Below are 16,008 nucleotides of genomic sequence, written 5' to 3' on the forward strand. Positions count from 1 at the left end.
CTCAACCACTAGGGGTTGAACCTTAGACTTAATCTTCAATCAAACGAATATCTGCACCAAGGTCAGAAAGTTTCTCAATGATATTTGAATACCCACGAAGAATAAACTCAATATTGGTAATTTCAGTTTGACCTTCTGCCATAAGACCTGCCGTAACAAGCGCAGCACCTGCACGCAAATCACTGGCTTTTACTGGCGCACCTGAGAGTTGCGTTGGACCATTGTAAACAATTTGTCCACCGAGTACCTGAATATCAGCACCCATACGAGCCAATTCAGGAACGTGGTTCACACGCTTCTCATAAATCGTATCAATAATTTTTCCTCGACCACTTGCTTTCAACAACAATGGTGTCATCGGTTGTTGTAAATCCGTCGCAAAACCTGGATAAGGCGATGTCTTAATGTCAATAGGTTTTAAATCACCTTGCTCTTCAACAAAGATGGCATCTTCTTCAACTGTCATACGAACACCCATTGCTTCAAGTTTAGCAATAAAACTTTCAAGGTGTTCATAAAGAACATTTTTAACCTTAATTCCCTTACCGATAGCCGCGGCCATAGCAATATAGGAACCCGCTTCAATACGGTCTGGAATAACCTGGTGACGAGTGCCATGTAAGCTTTCTACACCGTCAATCGTGATCACTTCTGTACCAGCACCACGTACTCGCGCACCCATATTATTCAAAAGTGTTGCCACATCAATAATCTCAGGTTCACGCGCTGCATTTTCAATGACCGTACGACCGTCAGCCTTAGCCGCTGCCAACATGGTATTAATCGTCGCTCCAACACTGACCGTATCCATGTAGATATGAGCACCCTTAATGCGTTGACCAGCATCAGTCGCAATACGCATAGATTCGTCTTCATAGGAAATGCTAGCACCCATCGCTTCAAAAGCCTTAAGGTGAAGGTCAATAGGACGTGGTCCCAAATCACAGCCACCAGGCAAACCTACTGTTGCTTGACCGTAACGTCCAAGCAAGCTACCGTAGAAATAGTAAGAAGCACGAAGACTGTTAATCTTACCAAATGGCATTGGCATATCCTTAACGCCTCGTGGATCAATTTCGAGTGTTTCGCCATCACGCTTAACAGAACCACCCATTACTTCTATAATTTCAATTAGGTTATCGACGTCGCTGATTGCTGGTACCCCGTCAAGGGTAACCACTCCATCAGATAAAATGATGGCTGGAATCAATGCAACAACTGAATTTTTAGCACCTGATACTGTAACTTCTCCCTGAAGTTTCTTACCACCATTGATGATAATTTTACGCATACTGTTCAATCTTTCTTATACTGGAATATTAGCTTTTACATTCTACCATAGATTGAGGTGCATGACAAATTAAGAACTCTAACAATTATCGGACAGTTTCACTTGACCATTTAAACCAGCCCTTAAAACGGATGGCTCCGTCTTTATCTGTTCGTAAAATTTTAATGTGGCGTTGCTTAAAACGTTCTATTGTTTCATCATTTGGATGTTTATAACGATTGTTCTCACCAGCTGAAACAAGTGCAAGGGAGGGGTGCAGCTGGTCCAAAAAAGCTTCAGACGAAGAACCTTTTGAACCGTGGTGTCCAGCTTTGAGGACGCTTGCCCTTAAAGTTGGATAGCTAGCCATCAGTTCCTCCTCTCCTTCTTTTTCCAAATCACCGGTAAACAGAAAACTGCTTCCTAATAGCTTTCCGTAAAGAACTATCGAATCATTGTTACCACCATCACCAATTTTATTGGGATAAAGAACCTGTAGATTACTTCCCATCATAGGTAATTTGTCGCCAGCCTTTAGAGTGTGAACTGGGCATTTTATAGTCCGAAGTCTTTTAACAAAGCTAGACTTAGTCAAAGCCCCCTGACTGACACAGATTTCCTTAATCTTAAAACACTTGGCCACTTCTTCCAAATCACCAATATGGTCTGTGTCCGTATGCGTCAGGACCAGATAATCAATTTGAGACACTCCTCTAGCCTGTAGATAGGGAATCAAGGTTTTCTCCGCATTGCTCGTCTGGCTAGACTCTTGCCATTTTTCCTTAGTTCCAAACGTCACCTTGCCACCCACATCAATTAGGATGGTATCGCCTTTCATACTCCTCAGAAAAATACTATCTCCCTGACCAACGTCAACCACAGTCACCTCATTGGTTAAAGGATGTTTGACCCAGACCATCAAAAGCCCAAAAATCATCAAAAGGCAAATCCTAAACTGAGGCTTTTTCCAAAAATCAAAGAGCAAAATCAATACAGCTATCATCAAGCCAAACTGAAACAAACTAGGTTTCCCTAAAATCAAAGGTTGACCTATCCAGGATTGTATCCAAGTCAAAAAGGACTCCATCCATTCAAAAAGTGGGTTGATTTGAGAAAAGATTACCAGTCCTGAGAGGGCAAAGAATACTGTCAATACAGGCAAGAGAAAGCTATCAAATACAATTGAAAAGATTGCAGTCAGAATCAAACTAACTGGTTGAAAAGTCCCATAATAGTAGGTTAAAAAGGGTAAAATCCCAAGACTCAATACCAAGCTCGTATAGATTGATTTCTTTAAAGATGACAAGTCCTCAAAATCAAACAAACACAACAAGAAGGCATAGGAACAACTTAATACACCTCCCACTGTTAAGAGAAAATGAGGTAACAAGAGAAACAATAGAAGCAAGGTTATTCCCATATTGTCCAGTTTTTTAATACCAAACTCAGCCAGCAAACTTTGAACCAAGGAACGTAGGACTGAAGCTGTCCATCCTGTCATTAAGCCATAACATAAGGAAAAAGGCAGCAAGACGATAAATAGATAATCTTTAGGAAGACCTAAGCGTAGGAGACCGTAGCGAAACCATCCCAGAAAAAAGCCCACTTGCATCCCCGAAAGTGCGAATAGATGAATAATACCTAAACTTGTGTAAAGCTGGCTCTGCTCATCGAACTCCTTATCCAAATACCCAAAGAGCAGGCCTGTCATATAGTGTCTCATAGGACTAGGAAAGTGCGTCTGGATATGAACCAAAGCCCTCCTCCTCATTTGATGGAAAAAAGCTAGGGGAGATAGAGATTTTTGAGGTACTACTTGGTCCAAGCGCTCAATCTGAGCGATTCGATAAATACCTTGACTGGCTAGATAAGACTGATAATTAAACCCTTGAAAATTACGCTGAGCAGTTGCTTGAGATAAGTTTATTTCCCCTTTTAATACTAGCGTTTGACTAGTAGTCTTAAAAAAATGCTGCTCCTTCTCAGATTTGAGTCGGTAAAAGACCTGATAGGTTTGTCCCTTTGCCTTACCGATAGCTGATAATTGCTCACCATTAACCGATAGCGTATCAGCAACCAGAGTCACCTGATTGATTTCAACAGGGGCTTGTTTATCTTGTATGCTAGCTCTATGATGCAAGAATAAAAAGTAGACCAAAAAGAAACTACCTACAAGTCCCACCAACTTTAGGGCTGCCTTATTCTTCCAATGATGCTTCAAAAAACAGATCATAAGAAAGACAAAAGCACCAATAGCGTAAACATTAGTGACAAAAATCGTAAAATAAAGGGCAGCTATTAAAAGAGACAAGGAAAAAAGATTGATTGGCGCTTTTTTAAGCCACATAGAGGGACTCTCTGATTTTATCTAATGTTTTATCACCAATTCCTGAAACATTTTTCAGGTCATCTACGGACTGAAAGCCACCATGACTTTCGCGATAGGCGATAATATCCTCTGCTCGCTTAGCTCCAATTCCAGAAATGGTTTGCAATTCCTCTGCAGTCGCTGTATTTAAGTTAATTTTCCCATCCTTAGCATTAGTTTGCCCTCCTTTGTCAGAATCCTGACTAGTTCCTGATTGACCAAGGACAGAAAGGTTTTCATCCTTAGTTGCCACATAGATAACCTCTTCGTCTGACAAGCTTGCGGCTAAATTAACACTCTTAGCATCCGCATCCTCGGTCATTCCCCCAGCGGCTTTGATGGCGTCAGTCACTCTAGTGCCCGCTTTTAGCGTATAAACCCCTGGCTTGACTACGGCTCCTTTAACATCTACTGTTACTTTTGACTTATCCTTTTCACTTTCTTCCGTCTTTGACTGAGAAGACACTTCAGTAAGTGATTTTGACCCTTCTTTGGATGAGGAGGTTGACAATGTTGTCACATCTGTATAAGACGTCTCCGCCTCCATGCTGTTTCCGGCACCACAAGTCATCCATAGAAAGAAGCAAAAAATCACCATCAGTACAGCGATGACACTCACAAACAGACGATTATCTTTGACATAGGCTAGAATCTTTTCCTTCACGCTATTCTCCTTAATTGATATATTTTCTTTCTTATTCGTAAAAAATTTTAAAAAATATCAAAAAGTAAAAAACTCCATCAGATCTATGTCTGATAGAGTTTTTAGCTTATTTCTGAGTTTCTTTGGCACGATGTTTTTCAGGATTCCAAACAAAGCTAGCTACATATGAGAAAACCATGGTCAAAAGTACCGCAATGATAGCCACAATACCGAGAGGTACTCGGTAAATATAAGTCAAAGGATTGGGTTTCTTGCCTGTTTGATAGCTCAAAGCTTCCTCATCAAGGCGATCAAATTCAGATTGGATACGACGAGCAACCTCTTGGATATTTTCGTCATTCAAACGCTTCAAATCTGAAATATCAATGGGATTACCATAGTTCATATCCACACGTTCACCTGTCAAGAGCCCCTTGAGTTCACGAGGTCCTTGATAGACAACCGGCATAATCTTAACCTTAGCCATCTTAGCGATAACTGCAACCCCACCCTTAACATCAGATGAATGGCGGCTACCACTTGGGAACATAATCAAACTACGCTTACTCTTCTTAAGCATGTTAACAGGGTACTTGATAGCTTCTTGACCAGGATTTTCACGGTCAATTGGGAAGGCTCCGCACATACGGATCCACCAACCAAAGATACGACTCTTGAAGAGTTCTTTCTTAGCCATGAAAATAAACTGCTTAGGACGAGCTGAAAAAGCCATATAAACAGGGTCCCACCAAGTTCGGTGCGGAGCAACCAAGATATAGTTTTCGTCCTTGTTCAATAATTTATCGCGATTGTGGTAATGGGCATTCCCATTGATAATCCATAGAAGGAAGACAACAAGCCCACGTAAATAAGCGTAAAACACGTTTTCACCTCTTTTTCTACAAGTTTTTTACTATTATACCAAAAAAAGGAGCGCTTTTTTCATCGAATTTCTTTGTAAACTATTGAAAATGGTGTGGCACTTTCTAATAGTTTGAGCTATAATGTAACTATGAAAAAAAGTATTGAGATTATAGGGAAAAATCGAAAGGCACTTAATCTTTGCCTCATTATTGCAAACTTGGCTGTTCTGGCTATCCTAGGCTTTGTCCTATTCCAACGCCATAACACGAAATCTGAACAAGTAGCCAAGGCTGAAAAGACTGAACAAGTCGCTAATAGCACAAGCTCATCTTCAGAAAAAGCTAAAGAAGATGATGAAACACAACTCAAGAAAGGTAGTAACCACAGCATTGCAGCTTCTGACTATGCTTACGATGTTACTGCTGTGAATAACACTATTCGAGGCAAGTCTCAGGATATCGACGACAAGGTCGTCTTTTTAACGTTTGACGATGGGATTGATCCAACACTGACCCCACAAGTCATGAGTATTTTGAAAGAATACGGTGTTCACGCCACATTCTTCCACATTGGTTACACCATTACACAAGAAAATGCGGACATCCTCAAACGACAAATTACAGAAGGACATGCTATTGCCAACCATAGCCTCAGCCACAACTTTAATCTCCTTTATCCAGGACGTGTTCCTAATCAAAGTCAGATTGTTTCTGAGGTTAACCAAACCATGGCTAATTTCCAAGCTATCTTAGGTAAGGACTTCAAGACAAGAATTTTCCGTTATCCTGGTGGTCATATGTCATGGCAAGGTCTAGAAAGTACTGACCAAGCCCTCGCCAAGGAAGGTATCGAGTGGATTGACTGGAACATGCTTTGTGGTGATGCAGAACCCGCCTCTGTTCGCCCAACGACATCTGAAACCATGATGGCCTACTTGGACGGTTCACAAAAATATTTCCCTGAGAGTCATGTTAAGGTTGTGCTTATGCACGACACTGCTGGTAAGGAGCTGACTGTTCAGACCCTTCCACAAATTATCGAATATTTCAAAAATCAAGGATATACCTTCGGTGTCCTAGAGTAATCACTCGCAACAGTTCCTTTGGGAGCTGTTTTTTGTTACAATAAAAACTATGACAAATCCAATTTTAAAAGACGGAGAACGCATTGACCAGCTCTTCTCCACAGATGTGAAAATCATTCAAAATAAGGAGGTCTTCAGCTACTCTATTGATAGCGTCCTCCTCTCTCGGTTTCCAAAAATTCCAAAGAAGGGATTAATTGTCGACCTCTGTTCGGGAAATGGTGCCGTTGGCCTCTTTGCCAGCACACGCACTGAGGCACCGATTACCTTGGTTGAGTTGCAAGAACGCCTGGCTGATATGGCCAAGCGTTCCGTAACTCTTAATCAACTAGAGAATCAAGTGACTGTTGTCAATGACGACCTAAAAAATTTGCTTGACCATGCCCCACGATCTCAGGTGGACCTTATCCTCTGTAACCCTCCCTACTTTAAGGCGACAGAAACGTCTAAGAAAAATCTGTCAGAGCACTACCTCTTGGCACGCCACGAAATTACGACCAATTTAGAAGAAATTTTCCAAGTCGCTCGTCATGCCCTCAAATCTAATGGACGCATTGCTATGGTACATCGCCCTGACCGCTTTTTGGATATCATTGACACCATGCGCCAGTACAATCTAGCACCTAAACGCATCCAGTTTATCTACCCTAAGATGGGACGTGAGGCTAACATGCTCCTAATTGAAGCCATTAAAGACGGCTCGACAGATGGCTTGAAAATCCTTCCACCTCTCTTTGTGCACAAGGAAAATGGTGACTATACCGACGAAATCTTTGAGATTTACTTTGGAAAAAAGGCTAAAGGTGAGTCCTAAACGATGACAGAAAAGGATAGCAAGGCCTACATGTATGTGGTTGAGTGTGCTGATGGCACCCTCTATACAGGCTACACCACAGACGTCGAACGCCGCCTCAAAACCCATAACTCAGGCAGGGGTGCTAAGTATACCAGAGCTCGCCTACCAGTTAAACTCCTCTACTCAGAAGCCTTCGCTAGCAAGCCTGAAGCCATGAGCGCAGAAGCACTCTTTAAGAAAAAAAGCCGAGAGAAAAAACTAGCCTATATCAAAGAACACACGGAAAAATAACCGTGTGTTTTATTAATTTATATTTTTTGCATGTTTACTATTATCTTTAATTGCATTATAAATAGATGAACCTCTCCTAACATAATATTGGGAGTAGTTTTCGTCATCTTTACTTAATTTTTCAAAATTATCTATTTCCAAAATTCCACGATAATATTTTCCAAAATATTTACCTCTATTAATTGCAAGTGTTTCCCTATTAATATTTTTAACTTCACCTCGATAATAAAAGGAATCATCCTCTACTTTTATTTTTTCGTTCTCGTTAATACTATATTTGTAACTCAAATTCTTTCTGATTATCACTCTAACATAATATCCATCAATACTAGAATGATATTTCTCAAAATAAAGTGATACACTGAACAATAATCCTAAAACTACCAATAATGGAAATACACTCCTAAAGGGTCTTCCTAATTTCTGATAACCTCCACTTAACGACAAAGTTGAAATTTCTTCTAATAGTTTATTCTCTTTTGTAACATAATAGTCATTTTCAATTTGTATTACATCAAATGAATGCTTTAGAACATTATCTAATTCTACTTCTTCCTTAACATTATCATCCAATATCACAGTCATTAGAGATGTCTCTCGCTCTTCGACTAAGAAATAATCTCCACTCAGAATTTTGAATCCTTTTCTCTCTCTAACAACTCTTTTATAATTACCATAAATTGGTTTTAATTCTCGAGAATAAATCCTAGCTATTATCCAATAATAAATCTTATCTTCGTATTCTATAATAATAGCGTATAAATATAAGAGAATTATTATTTTGATTGAACCATTCATCAGAATATTTACTATTTCAGGGATAGGAGTACTTCTAACGAATAAATTATAACATTTAAATCCTATTATCAATTCAGATGATAAAAGGCCAAAATAGATGCATGCAACAGTAAATAAATATTTAATCTTTTTTTCTAAAATTCTATAATCGTCAATTTCAATTCCCTTATAATTCACTAAAACCTTATCATAAAAATTGATACCAATAGTAATAAGTAGAAAGGCAAGAAATGCCCATGTGATAATTCCCTTCTGAACTCCTATTGAGGATAATAATAACAATGGAAGAGCTATAAAAGTATATAATACAAATGGTGAGACTTTAAACATAAATAAAGGCATCTCCAAAGCAAAGAAGAATATGAAAATCATAGGCAACATTGAGAGAAATTGACTCTTATCAAAAATATTTCCTAATATTGAATAATTCAATGTTAGGCTCTTATTGTTAATCATATTCTCTAATATGAAAGCAAGCACTTCGAAATATGTTATCAAAAGAGTGATGATTAATACTTTGTTAGCTATATTTACTAATTTATCTGAATTAAATTGATGTTTTAACCCGCCATAATCCACACCAATTCTAAAACCAAAGATTGTAATAAATAATGCTAGTTGAGATAATTTAAATGCGCTAATAAAAAATGTAAGAAAAAAGTATCTAAGTGTACTAACTTTAGTATAAAATAAATTATTATCTATAGAAAAAGATAAAAGTAAGAAACATCCCTCAAGTAAAAACATTATATATTGTGGATACCTAATCCACCTAAAAAATTTTTCAATCATCCGAAAATACATCCTATACCTCATATTTATAATTTTTCCTAATTTAAAATGAATATTCTCTCAGAATTTCATTACATGCAAGTATAACAAAAAACACTCTATTTTCATAGAGCATTTTCATTGTTTATTTATCACCCTTGTTACGGATAACAAAGCCGTTTTTCTTTTCGCTTGAGGTACGGTGTGGGCGTTTGTTGCCATGGTTTTCGAAGTCACGGCTATTCTTCTTAGACTTGCGTTTGAAGTCACGACGTCCGCCGCCGTCTCGGTCATCGCGGTTACGGTCACCACGGTATCCACCACGACGGTTGTTATCGCGACCGCGGTTGCCACGGCCACCTTTACCGCCTTTACCACCAAAGCCACCACCTGATGGTTTGAATGGCAATGGTTTTTCACGCGCAATTTCCACTTCTGGCATTGTCTCTGGATCTTGAACGGTCAAGCTCAAGATGTAAAGCGCCAATTCTTCAGGTGTGAATTCTTGAGCCAATTTAACCGCATCGCCCTTGAACTTGTCAAAGTTAGAACGGATAGCTTCATCCGCAAAGTCACGTTCGATTTTCTTAAGGGCAACTTTCTTCTTAGCCTGGAAAGCTTCTTGAGCTGTTGGTGGCTTAAGACCTTTCATGCGTTTCTTAGTCAAGTTTTCGATGATTCCCAAGTAACCCATTTCGTTTGGAGCAACGAAAGTAATCGATTGACCTGATTGGCCTGCACGTCCTGTACGTCCAATACGGTGAACGTAGCTTTCTGGATCTTGTGGAATATCATAGTTGTAGACATGAGTAACACCGGAAATGTCAAGACCACGCGCCGCAACGTCTGTCGCAACTAAAATATCGATTTGGTCGTTCTTGAAGTCACGGATAACACGAAGACGTTTGTTTTGGTCAAGGTCACCGTGGATACCTTCTGCACGGAAACCACGAAGTTTCAAACCACGTGTCAACTCGTCCACACGACGTTTGGTACGTCCAAAGACGATTGACAATTCAGGTTGGTCAACATCCATAAGACGAGTCATGGTATCGAACTTCTCTTGTTCCTTCACTCGGATAAAGTATTGGTCAACGTTAACATTGGTCAATTCTTTAGCCTTGATTTTCACATGCTCAGGATCTTTCATGAACTGAACGCCAATACGTTTGATAGCATCAGGCATAGTTGCTGAGAAAAGAAGGGTTTGACGTTCTTCTGGTACTCGGCTAATGATAGCTTCAATATCTTCAAGGAAGCCCATGTTAAGCATTTCATCAGCTTCATCCAAAATTAAAGTCTCGATATTATTGAGTTTCAGAGCTTTACGTTTGATAAGGTCAAGGAGACGACCTGGTGTCCCTACAACAATGTGGGCACCTGAACGGAGGGCCTTAATTTGTTTCTCAATACTAGAGCCACCGTAGACTGAGCGAACCTTAACGCCCTTATCACGGCCAAAACGGAAAAGCTCTTCTTGAGATTGCACTGCCAACTCACGTGTTGGGGCAATCACAAGGGCTTGGATTGTATTTTCTTCTGTACGAATTTTATCTAGGGTCGGCAAACCAAAGGCAGCTGTTTTACCAGTACCAGTTTGGGCCTGACCGATAACATCCTTACCTTCAAGAGCCAGTGGAATCGTCAACTCTTGGATAGGTGATGGCTTTTCAAAACCGGCAGCTACAACAGCTGATTGGATGTCTTCTGATAGGTTTAAATCTGTAAATTTCAAAGTATTCTTCTTTCTATTTGAAGGCGGTGCGAAGCCACCTTATGAGACTTGGTTGTGTAGTATGTTAACTACCTGTATTTAATAGTCGTTTATTTTAACAACTCATCTAGTCTATCATATTTAAGAATAAAAAGACAGTGAATAACGTTTTAAAACCGCCTCCAATTTGAGAAGACGGTTTCAGCCACTAATTATTATTTATGGACCAACCAACGCAAGTAGCGGGCCAAGACCAAACAAAGAATCGCACTACCGATAATGATGAAAATCCAGGCTAGACTGACAGTCATAAACGGTAGAGGAACATTCATCCCAAAGAAACCGGTAATAACGGCAAGCACTCCCAAGAGTACCTCAATAATGGTCAGATTGCTCAAGTTGTTGTTCAGGTTGTTGTTTAGGATATTGTTATAAGAACCTGATAATTGCTGTAAGACCTTAGAAATGAGGTCCGTCATGGCTACTAACTGTCTAGCTTCAATCATGGCATCATCAAACTGTTCTTTTTCGACCTCATTGAGACGACGATAAATGGCGTGCCCCTTGATGTGTTCCAATAGAAGACGGTTTTGTGTGGCTGCAGCCACCAAATAGACCATGCCTGTTTCCAAATCTGAAAGGTCGTAAAGATTCTTACTTGTCGTTGTCTGTCTTAGGCGTCGACTAACCTCATCCTTTTGCTGATCCAAACGTTCAATGACGGGATAGTAGGCATTTGAAATCATCTCAAGTCCTGCAAAGAGCAATTTATAAATGGATAAATCCTCATGGTTATCCACATAGTCTTCCATTTTGCTGATTACATAAGCATTATCCTCGTTACTAATGGTCACCAAACGCGTATCTTGTACAATAAAGGTCAGAGGAATGGTTTCATAGTGTTCCTTGTCCTTTTCAAGCGCCAGAACATTATAGATAAAGGTGATTGTGCCAGTCTCACGGTTGTAATCCATGTGGGCTCGTTCATTTTTATCCAAGGCATACTCTATGGTTTCTTGGTCAATATCATACTTGGTATAAAGGTAGGATTGCTCAGAAATAATATCTGAGTCAATATTAATCCAGTGACGCTTATAACCCAGTTCTTTTTCAATAAACATTTTTCTTCCTCATTACTCTAGCACTGCTGCTGCCAAAGCTTGTTGGATTTCAAAGACATTATTATCACTCTTAAATTGAAGGACCTCTGCAGGCTCAAGTGCTGATGAAATCCAAATCTTAAGTTCAGCATCTAGGTCAAAGTGGCCCGAGCTCTCTACAGTGAAACGAGAGATTGAGTGATAAGGGATAGACTTGTAAGAAGTCTTCTTCCCTGTAACACCTTGTTTATCGACTAAAATCAAGCGTTTCTCTGTAAAGACAATCAGGTCACGAACAAGGACATAGGCTAACTCCACTTGTTCACCTGGAATTAAGATACCCTCCAATTGACGCTCAACCTTATCATTATCTTTTTTAGATGCATTGCCAAGCAGTCCTGAAAAAAGTCCCATAGTTATTTCTCCTTTTTTATTGTAAAGATAATCCTTGCTTTAACTATACCACAATTTTAGGATTTCAGACACTTGCAGAAATGGGTTTCTGGTAGTACAATTAAGGAGTCACAAGAGGAGCAATTGCTGAGAATGGCTAGCTTGAATTTTTTTCAAGACTTGCCTAAACTCTTACCACCTGATCAGGTTAGAACCTGCGTAGGGATGTGTCTCAAAATAGATTGAAATAGAAGAACTTCTATGACAACGTTTTGATGTGGCAAAAATAGCCAATCAAGACGATTGGTATAGGAGGTTTTTTATGTCGAAAACAAGTATTCGACCAATGATTGAGGTTGCCCTTTTTGCAACCATTGCTTACATTCTCGACTTGGTTACTCAACCCATGTCCATAGGTCCTTGGATTTCCCTTTCCTTTAAGATGGTGCCCATCTTTCTCCTCAGTTTTCGCTGGGGCTTAAAAGCTGGTGCTATGGGCGGTCTTATCTGGGGGCTACTTCAAGTTGTTACAGGGCAAGCCGCCGGTGGTTGGCTGACCTTGACACAAGGTTTTCTGGAATACTTTGTCGCCTTTAGTCTGATTGGTATCAGTGGTGTGGTCAAACCAGCCCTTGATAAAGCCATTAAACAAGACAATAAAGTCAAGTCTCTGATGCTTATCACTTGGGGGATTCTGCTTGGTAGCTTTGCTCGTTACCTCATTCACTTTATAGCCGGTGTCATCTTTTGGGGAAGTTATGCCCCTAAGGGACAAAGCCCTTATCTCTATTCACTCATTGTCAATAGCTCATCTTTCCTAGGAGAAACATTGGCCAGCCTCATTGTTTTCTTCGCCCTGCAACGATTCCTAGGCAGATTACTCAATACGGAAAAATCATAACCACCCGTCTAACGGGTGGTTTGATCAAGGGCTATAAGCCCATACTACCAGCCAGCGCCTAAAGACGCTGGCTTTCACTTTGTTCAAGCCTTATTGCTTTTGACTCGTCACAAGCCTCTCAAAGAGGCATTCGCATTACTTACCGTTATCCCTAAAGGGATTTTCATATTCTTTAACGCTTAATTTGTCCAAAGCGATATCATGCTTCTCTTGTTCCTGGATATATTTCTTAATTGTGGCTTCATTAAGTCCTACCGTACTTACATAATATCCTTCTGCCCAAAAATGTCTGTTCCCAAATTTATATTTTAAATTGGCGTGTTTATCAAACATCATTAAGGCACTTTTACCTTTTAAATATCCCATAAAACTAGCTACACTCATTCGTGGTGGTATACTTACTAGCATGTGAACATGATCTGGCATTAAGTGGCCTTCTATTATTTCAACGCCTTTATATTGGCATAGTCTATGAAAAATCTCTCCAAGACTACTCCTATATTGATTATAGATTATTTTTCGTCTATACTTAGGTGTAAATACAATGTGGTACTTACACATCCATTTTGTATGTGATAAACTGTGAGCTTTTTGCGCCATAGTCTTAACTCCTTTCGTTTTACAATTGGCTTGAACACCTATATTGTAACTCGTTTGGAGTGTTTTTGTTATGACGGTATAACCTTCGATGCGCACCCGCATAGCGGGTGGTTTATTTGTTTCGCACCTTCGGAGCGAAACGGACTTAAAGTCACATAATAAAAGAAACCATAGGACAGTCTTAAGTGGCAGTCCTATGGTTTTTCTTGTTTATATAAGATATTATGACATGAGAAAACGGAAACGATACTTTTCCGTTTTCGAGTTAGTAAAGGACTTAGCCACGCTCTAATAGGACCTAGCGTAAGTATCAGTACTAAGATGTTACGACACGAAGTCAGACGAATCGATATTATTCGTCTGACGTAGTTAGTGAGACGGCTAGCTAGCCACAAGATAGTGGCTAGCGGCAAAAGATGAACGATTTACATAAACTATACATAGTATAGTATTACGACATGAGAAAACGGAAACGATATTTTTCCGTTTTCGAGTTAGTAAGGGACTTAGCCACGGTCCTAAAGGACATGGCGTAGATTGCTTAGGCTATGAAATAGCCAAGCAATCTTAGTACATTACATCTTCTCTTCCAATGTCACATCTGGATATTTATCCGCAAACCAACGAAGGGCAAAGTCATTTTCAAAGAGGAAGACTGGTTGGTCAAAGCGGTCTTTAGCCAAGATATTTCGGCTTGATGACATGCGTTCATCAAGGTCCTCAGGTTGGATCCAACGCACAGTCTTTTTACCCATTGGTGTCATAACAACTTCGGCATTGTATTCATTTTCCATACGGTGTTTGAAAACTTCAAACTGAAGTTGACCAACGGCACCAAGCATGTATTCACCTGTTTGGTAGTTGGTGTAGAGCTGGATGGCTCCTTCTTGCACCAATTGTTCAATTCCTTTGTGGAAGGACTTCTGTTTCATGACGTTTTTAGCAGAAACTTTCATGAACAACTCTGGCGTAAAGGTTGGTAGTGGCTCAAATTCAAATTTGTTTTTACCTACAGTAAGGGTATCACCAACCTGATAAGTTCCTGTATCGTAAACCCCGATAATATCTCCAGCCACGGCATTTTCGACATTTTCACGAGACTCAGCCATAAACTGAGTGACGTTAGAGAGCTTAGCTCCTTTACCAGTACGGGTTAGGTTAACACTCATACCACGCTCGAATTCACCAGACACGATACGAACAAAGGCAATACGGTCACGGTGACGTGGGTCCATGTTGGCTTGGATTTTGAAAACAAAACCAGAGAAATCCTTGTTAAGAGGATCAATCTCATCGCCATCAACTGTCTTGTGGCCATGTGGTTCTGGCGCAAATTTGAGGAAGGTATCGAGGAAGGTTTGAACCCCAAAGTTTGTAAGGGCAGAACCGAAGAAGACCGGCGTCAATTCACCAGCTAAAATCGCTTCCTCAGAGAATTCATTACCCGCTTCTGTCAAGAGTTCAATATCTTCTTTAGCTTGCTCATAGAATGGGTTGTTGGCAAAAAGAGTATCACCATCTTCAATCTTGGCAAAGCGCTCGTCACCTTTATAGAGCTCCAAGCGTTCATTATAGAGGTCATAAAGTCCTTCGAAGGCTTTACCCATACCGATAGGCCAGTTCATTGGGTAGCTAGCAATACCAAGCACTTCTTCCAACTCTTCCAAGAGGTCAAGTGGCTCACGTCCATCACGGTCCAATTTATTCATGAAGGTGAAGACAGGAATCCCACGGTGTTTGACAACTTCGAAAAGTTTTTTGGTTTGGGCCTCAATACCTTTGGCTGAGTCAACGACCATGACGGCAGCGTCAACCGCCATAAGGGTACGGTAGGTATCTTCTGAGAAGTCCTCGTGCCCTGGGGTATCTAGGATATTGACACGTTTGCCGGCATAGTCAAACTGCATCACAGATGAGGTTACTGAGATACCACGTTGTTTCTCAATATCCATCCAGTCTGATTTAGCAAAGTTTCCAGTTTTCTTACCTTTTACAGTACCAGCTTCACGGATTTCACCCCCAAAGTAAAGCAATTGTTCAGTGATTGTTGTTTTACCAGCATCGGGGTGAGAGATGATGGCAAAAGTACGGCGTTTTTTGATTTCGTCTTGGATACTCATAGTTTTCTTTCTTCTTTGAAAATAATCTTTTTGTTACTTTTCCTTAGTGGTATGGATGTCAGCAGCTTCTTTGTAAATCTCAGAAACTCCATGTCCCAGAGCTACTAATAGCAATAGGTTTTTTACCAGAACGAAAAGCAAGATCGTTGTAGCACTTCTTTCAGAAAATTTCTGTCTTTTGAAAGCTACATTTGTTGTCGAGGCTTGCGATAATTCTCGCAGGCACAGCTCTTTTATTATATCCAAATTACAGTGTGAAAGCAATTCTGAAAGCGTTTTGTGTTAGAATAAAACA

The 16,008-nt window shown here is 40.0% G+C and carries 14 protein-coding genes and 1 riboswitch; of the genes, 4 read left to right on the forward strand and 10 right to left on the reverse strand.

The window, feature by feature from the left end; all coding sequences use genetic code 11:
- Positions 1–28: 28 nt before the first annotated feature.
- The 4 genes from LG375_RS04055 to LG375_RS04070 all read right to left on the reverse strand — a co-directional run bounded on the left by LG375_RS04055 (position 29) and on the right by LG375_RS04070 (position 5,164).
- Positions 29–1,291: a UDP-N-acetylglucosamine 1-carboxyvinyltransferase gene (locus LG375_RS04055; RefSeq protein ID WP_060972602.1), complete on the reverse strand. Its 1,263-nt coding sequence runs from the start codon at positions 1,289–1,291 to the stop codon at positions 29–31.
- Positions 1,292–1,376: 85 nt separating this feature from the next.
- A complete protein-coding gene (locus tag LG375_RS04060; RefSeq protein ID WP_225745348.1) occupies positions 1,377–3,617 on the reverse strand; it encodes a DNA internalization-related competence protein ComEC/Rec2 in 2,241 nt (746 codons plus the stop codon).
- Positions 3,607–4,302, reverse strand: a complete 696-nt coding sequence (locus LG375_RS04065; protein WP_073689618.1) for a helix-hairpin-helix domain-containing protein — start codon at positions 4,300–4,302, stop codon at positions 3,607–3,609. Before LG375_RS04065 ends, LG375_RS04060 begins: the two co-directional genes overlap by 11 nt.
- Before the next feature lie 106 nt (positions 4,303–4,408).
- The gene (locus LG375_RS04070; RefSeq protein WP_002891566.1) at positions 4,409–5,164 is read right to left on the reverse strand and encodes a lysophospholipid acyltransferase family protein; all 756 of its coding nucleotides are present in this window, start codon (positions 5,162–5,164) and stop codon (positions 4,409–4,411) included.
- Between the two features lie 129 nt (positions 5,165–5,293).
- Between LG375_RS04070 and LG375_RS04075 the strand changes: the two genes are divergently transcribed.
- From LG375_RS04075 to LG375_RS04085, 3 genes are read left to right on the forward strand one after another with little or no spacing between them, the layout of a single operon-like run.
- Positions 5,294–6,229, forward strand: a complete 936-nt coding sequence (locus LG375_RS04075; protein WP_064525616.1) for a polysaccharide deacetylase family protein — start codon at positions 5,294–5,296, stop codon at positions 6,227–6,229.
- Between the two features lie 49 nt (positions 6,230–6,278).
- The gene (locus tag LG375_RS04080; RefSeq protein WP_037602802.1) at positions 6,279–7,043 is read left to right on the forward strand and encodes a tRNA1(Val) (adenine(37)-N6)-methyltransferase; all 765 of its coding nucleotides are present in this window, start codon (positions 6,279–6,281) and stop codon (positions 7,041–7,043) included.
- Between the two features lie 3 nt (positions 7,044–7,046).
- On the forward strand, positions 7,047–7,316 hold the full coding sequence (locus tag LG375_RS04085) for a GIY-YIG nuclease family protein (RefSeq protein WP_037602798.1): 270 nt from the start codon (positions 7,047–7,049) through the stop codon (positions 7,314–7,316).
- A 12-nt stretch (positions 7,317–7,328) separates the two neighbouring features.
- On the opposite strand, the gene LG375_RS04090 is transcribed toward LG375_RS04085, so the two are convergent.
- The 4 genes from LG375_RS04090 to LG375_RS04105 all read right to left on the reverse strand — a co-directional run bounded on the left by LG375_RS04090 (position 7,329) and on the right by LG375_RS04105 (position 12,113).
- Positions 7,329–8,906 carry a hypothetical protein gene (locus LG375_RS04090; RefSeq protein WP_142224706.1) on the reverse strand — a complete coding sequence of 526 codons (1,578 nt, stop codon included), beginning with the start codon at positions 8,904–8,906 and terminating at the stop codon, positions 7,329–7,331.
- Between the two features lie 124 nt (positions 8,907–9,030).
- Positions 9,031–10,620, reverse strand: coding sequence for a DEAD/DEAH box helicase (locus LG375_RS04095; RefSeq protein ID WP_037602793.1), 1,590 nt, complete (start codon positions 10,618–10,620; stop codon positions 9,031–9,033).
- Positions 10,621–10,814: 194 nt separating this feature from the next.
- Positions 10,815–11,720 (reverse strand): magnesium transporter CorA family protein, encoded by a 906-nt coding sequence (locus LG375_RS04100; protein ID WP_225745349.1) that lies wholly within the window; start codon positions 11,718–11,720, stop codon positions 10,815–10,817.
- Between the two features lie 12 nt (positions 11,721–11,732).
- Complete coding sequence (locus tag LG375_RS04105) at positions 11,733–12,113, reverse strand: PH domain-containing protein (RefSeq protein WP_021152428.1); 381 nt, start codon at positions 12,111–12,113, stop codon at positions 11,733–11,735.
- Positions 12,114–12,216: 103 nt separating this feature from the next.
- A riboswitch (TPP riboswitch) is annotated at positions 12,217–12,335 on the forward strand.
- A 79-nt stretch (positions 12,336–12,414) separates the two neighbouring features.
- Between LG375_RS04105 and thiT the strand changes: the two genes are divergently transcribed.
- The gene (thiT, locus tag LG375_RS04110) at positions 12,415–12,993 is read left to right on the forward strand and encodes an energy-coupled thiamine transporter ThiT (protein WP_049528600.1); all 579 of its coding nucleotides are present in this window, start codon (positions 12,415–12,417) and stop codon (positions 12,991–12,993) included.
- A gap of 135 nt (positions 12,994–13,128) precedes the next feature.
- On the opposite strand, the gene tnpA is transcribed toward thiT, so the two are convergent.
- On the reverse strand, positions 13,129–13,593 hold the full coding sequence (tnpA, locus tag LG375_RS04115; protein ID WP_002883780.1) for an IS200/IS605 family transposase: 465 nt from the start codon (positions 13,591–13,593) through the stop codon (positions 13,129–13,131).
- A gap of 575 nt (positions 13,594–14,168) precedes the next feature.
- A complete protein-coding gene (locus LG375_RS04120; protein ID WP_002884210.1) occupies positions 14,169–15,713 on the reverse strand; it encodes a peptide chain release factor 3 in 1,545 nt (514 codons plus the stop codon).
- Between the last annotated feature and the right edge of the window lie 295 nt (positions 15,714–16,008).

Source organism: Streptococcus sp. Marseille-Q3604 (genome assembly GCF_916619785.1).
In the GTDB taxonomy this organism is placed as follows: domain Bacteria; phylum Bacillota; class Bacilli; order Lactobacillales; family Streptococcaceae; genus Streptococcus.